At 65.6% G+C, this 4,189-nt stretch carries 2 protein-coding genes; both read right to left on the reverse strand.

What is annotated here, in order from left to right:
- Positions 1-108 precede the first annotated feature (108 nt).
- Positions 109-3,633 (reverse strand): transcription-repair coupling factor, encoded by a 3,525-nt coding sequence (gene mfd, locus ACREC7_RS15905; protein ID WP_431556667.1) that lies wholly within the window; start codon positions 3,631-3,633, stop codon positions 109-111.
- 18 nt (positions 3,634-3,651) lie between these two features.
- Entirely contained in the window at positions 3,652-3,918 is a 267-nt protein-coding gene (locus ACREC7_RS15910) for a succinate dehydrogenase assembly factor 2 (RefSeq protein WP_431556666.1), read from the reverse strand.
- Positions 3,919-4,189: the final 271 nt, after the last annotated feature.

Below are 4,189 nucleotides of genomic sequence, written 5' to 3' on the forward strand. Positions count from 1 at the left end.
AGGCGGGCATCCAGTAGCCACAGACCTCGGATCGCTTTTCGCACCACCTTGCTTACTGGATTGCCCGGTCAAGCCGGGCAATGACAACCGAGTGATTGGGTCGTCCTTCTACGCCGCCTTCTTCACCTGGCCGGCGATGTCGACGAGGCGGCGAAGAAGATCGCGGGTGCCAGCGAGCCGCTCCTCGGGCGTCTCCCAGTCGGCGTAGTAGATCAGGCGATGGTCTGGCTGGAGCTTCACGCCGGTCCCTTCCTCGCGGATGAAGGCGATCAGCCCTTCCGGATTGGCGAAGCTCTTGTTGCGGAAGGCGATGACAGCGCCCTTGGGCCCCGCGTCGATCTGCTCGACGCCCGCCTGACGGCAGAGAGCCTTGATCTCGACGATGTCGAGCAGATGCCTCACCTCTTCCGGCAGCGCCCCGAAGCGGTCGATCAGCTCGGCGGCAAAGGCCTCGATGGCGTCGTGGCTCTCGACCGCGGAGAGCCGGCGATAGAGGCCGAGCCGGACTTGCAGGTCTGGCACATAAGCTTCCGGGATGAGCACAGAGGTGCCGAGGTTGATGCGCGGGCTCCATTGATCCTCGATGACGGCCCCCTCCCCGCCCTTGAGAGCGATCACCGCCTCCTCCAGCATCGACTGGTAAAGCTCGAAGCCGACTTCCCTGATATGGCCCGACTGCTCCTCGCCGAGCAGATTGCCGGCGCCTCTGATGTCCAGGTCATGGCTCGCCAGCATGAATCCGGCGCCAAGCGTATCGAGCGATTGCAGGACCTTGAGCCGCTTCTCGGCGGCAGGGGTCAGCCGCGCATCGGGGGGAATAGTGAAATAGGAATAGGCGCGAACCTTTGAGCGGCCGACGCGCCCGCGCAACTGATAGAGCTGGGCGAGCCCGAACATGTCGGCACGGTGCACGACGAGGGTGTTGGCGGTCGGGATGTCGAGGCCTGACTCGACGATCGAGGTGGACAGCAGCACGTCATATTGGCGGTCGTAGAAGGCGTTCATCACCGAGTCGAGCTCGCGCGAGGCCATCTGGCCGTGGGCGCGGGCTACCTTCAGCTCAGGCGCATGCTCCTGCAGGAAGGCTGCTGCGTCGTCGAGATCGGAGATGCGCGGGACGACGTAGAAAGTCTGGCCACCGCGGTAGCGCTCGCGCAGCAACGCCTCGCGCAGGATGACGGGATCGAACGGCGTCACATAGGTACGCACGGCAAGGCGATCGACCGGAGGGGTCGAGATCAGCGACATCTCGCGCACGCCGGAGAGCGCCAGCTGCAGCGTGCGCGGGATTGGCGTGGCGGTGAGAGTGAGAACGTGTACGTCCTCGCGGAGCTGCTTCAGCCGCTCCTTGTGCTGCACGCCGAAATGCTGCTCCTCGTCGATGATCAAGAGACCGAGATCGGCGAACTCGATGGCCTTGCCGAGAAGCGCATGGGTGCCGATGACGATGTCGATGGCGCCGTCCTTGATGCCCTTCTTCACCTCGGCGAGGTCCTTGCCGGCGACGAGGCGCGAGGCTTGCGCGATCTTCACCGGCAGCCCGCGGAAGCGCTCGGCGAAGGTATTGAAATGCTGGCGGGCAAGCAGCGTGGTCGGCACCACGACCGCCACCTGCTTGCCGGCGAGCACCGCGAGGAGGCTCGCCCGCAACGCCACTTCCGTCTTGCCGAAGCCGACATCGCCGCAGATCAGCCGGTCCATAGGACGGCCGCTCGCGAGATCGTCGAGCACGGCATTGATGCTGGTGGTCTGGTCCTCGGTCTCCTCGTAAGGAAAGCGGGCGGAGAATTCGTCGTAGAGGCCGTCGGGCGGGGTGATCACCGGCGCCTGACGCAGCTCGCGTAAGGCTGCGACCTTGATCAGCTTCTCGGCGATGTCGCGGATGCGCTTTTTCAGCTTGGCTTTGCGCGACTGCCAGGCGACGCCGCCGAGCCTGTCGAGCTGCACGCCGGCCTCGTCCGAGCCGTAGCGGCTCAGCATCTCGATGTTCTCGACCGGCAGATAGAGCTTGTCGCCGCCCTGATAAATCACCTCCAGGCAATCATGCGGCTCGCCGACGGCTTCGATGGTGGTGAGCCCGGCAAAGCGTCCGATGCCGTGATCGGCGTGCACCACGAGATCGCCGACGGCGAGGCTGGAAACCTCGGTGAGGACGTCGCTGCCGGTTTTCGCCCGCGAGCGGCGTACCAGCCGGTCGCCGAGGATGTCCTGCTCGCCGATCGCGGCAAAGCCCGGCGCCTCGAAGCCGGTCTCGAGCGGCAGCACGGCAAAGCTGGCGGCCGATTGTGGCGCCACCAAAACTTCTTGCCACGTGTCGACACGAAGTGTCTCGCCGATGCCGTGCTCGGCGAGAAGAGTGGCGAGGCGCTCCTTGGCGCCCTTGCTCCAGCAGGCGACGAGCACGCGCTTGCCTGCGCCTTGCAAGCGGCCAATGTGAGCCACCACGGCGTCGAACACATTGCCGCCTTCGCGCTGCCGCTCGGCAGCGAAGGACCGGCCTTGTCTCCCGCCGAAGGACACTACATTGGCATGGCGCGCGGCGTCCGGATGCTCGAAGGGATCGAGGACGATCGTTTGGCGCCCGTGCAGCGCCGCCTGCCAATCGTCTTCGGTAAGGAACAGGCTCTCTGGCGGCACGGGATTGTAGGGCGGCGCGCCGAAGGCCTTGCGTTCAAGCGCCTGCTCGCGCGCCTGGTAATGGTCCTTGACCTGCTCAAGGCGCTTGGCGCGCGCGTCGTCGTCGAGCGCATCGAAGGTGACGACGGCGTCGGGCAGATAGTCGAACAGAGTCTCGAGGCGCTCATGGAACAGAGGCAGCCAATGCTCCATGCCTTGATGCTGTCGCCCGGCCGAGACGGATTCGTAGAGCGGGTCGTCGCCCCGCACCGGACCGAACAGCTCGACATAGCGGGATCGGAAGCGCTTCCGCGCGGCCTCGGTCAACGGTGCTTCGCTCATGGGGAGCAGCGTGATGGCATCGAGGCGGGCGAGCGTGCGTTGGGTCTCGGGATCGAAGGCGCGGATCGACTCAAGCGTATCGCCGAAAAAATCGAGACGGACGGGACTGGCGCCGGGCGGATAGAAGTCGAGGATGCCGCCCCTCACCGCATATTGGCCGGGGTCGGTGACGGTGCCGGCGCGGCCATAGCCGACGCTTTCCAAGCGCTCGATCAGCTCAGCCATGCTCACCGCATTGCCCGGAGCGAGCCGTTGCATCGATGCGGCAAAAAACTCGTGGCTCGGCACGCGCTGCAACACGGCGTTGACCGTGGTGAGCACGATCAGCGGCGTCTCGTCGCTGCCGCCGCGATGCTCGGCGAGCTCGGCCAGCGTGCCGACGCGGCGGGCGATGATGTCGGCGTTGGGTGCGACCCGGTCGTATGGCACGCCGTCCCAGGCTGGGAAGCTCAGGCGCTTCACGTCAGGGGCGAAGAAGGCAAGCGCGTCTTCCAGCGTCGCAAGCCTCTGGCCGTCGCGGGCGATATGCAGGACCGGCTTGCCGGCCTTGCCGTTGGCGAGGCGGTGGGCGAGCGCGCCGAGCACCGCGGCATCGAGCCCCTCGGGCACGCCGCTTGCGATCGCCGTGCCGCCGGCGAGCAGCCGCGCGACAGGCAGGCTTTCAGGTGTCGACATTTCGGCCATGGACAGTCGTTAGCAGCTTTTGATGCGGCCTAGCACGATCCCGTGGAAGCAGCGCAAATGCCGCATGAGGGCATCGAGCGCCGGCTCGCCCAGTGAATTCCCTTCGAACAGGCTTACCGCGATGTCCGGATCGGGGATTTCGATGAGGCGCTCCATGACACTGATCTCGATGTCGGTCATGGTCTCAATTCTCCGCTCGGCAAAGCGACCGAGCAGGAAATCCAACTCCTTGCTGCCGCGATGGGTTGCGCGGTAGAGGGCGCGGCGGCGGCGCATGGCAAGATCGCTCGGCATAGGCCGACGGTTAGAGCGGAGGGCCCGCGCGCCTGTCAAGGGAGAGGGAAAAAGGAGTGCCGCCTCATCGAATCCCCTCGCCCCTTGTGGGAGAGGGCTTTCCGCCGCGATCTTGTGCGAGCGAAGCTCCAGCGCAAGTCGCATGGCGGGAAGGGTGAGGGGTAGAATTGAAGTCGATTGCCGCACCAACGAGTCTTATTTCGAACCCCCCTCCCTAACCCTCCCCCTCAAGGGGGGAGGGGATTTGTTTGGT

The organism is Methyloceanibacter sp. (assembly GCF_050728395.1).
GTDB lineage: Bacteria > Pseudomonadota > Alphaproteobacteria > Rhizobiales > Methyloligellaceae > Methyloceanibacter.

Bases quoted from the DNA above. Each gene is read 5' to 3' on its own strand.
- ACREC7_RS15910 (WP_431556666.1), bottom strand. From the start codon at position 3,918: ATGCGCCGCCGCCGCGCCCTCTACCGCGCAACCCATCGCGGCAGCAAG.
- mfd (WP_431556667.1), bottom strand. From the start codon at position 3,633: ATGTCGACACCTGAAAGCCTGCCTGTCGCGCGGCTGCTCGCCGGCGGC.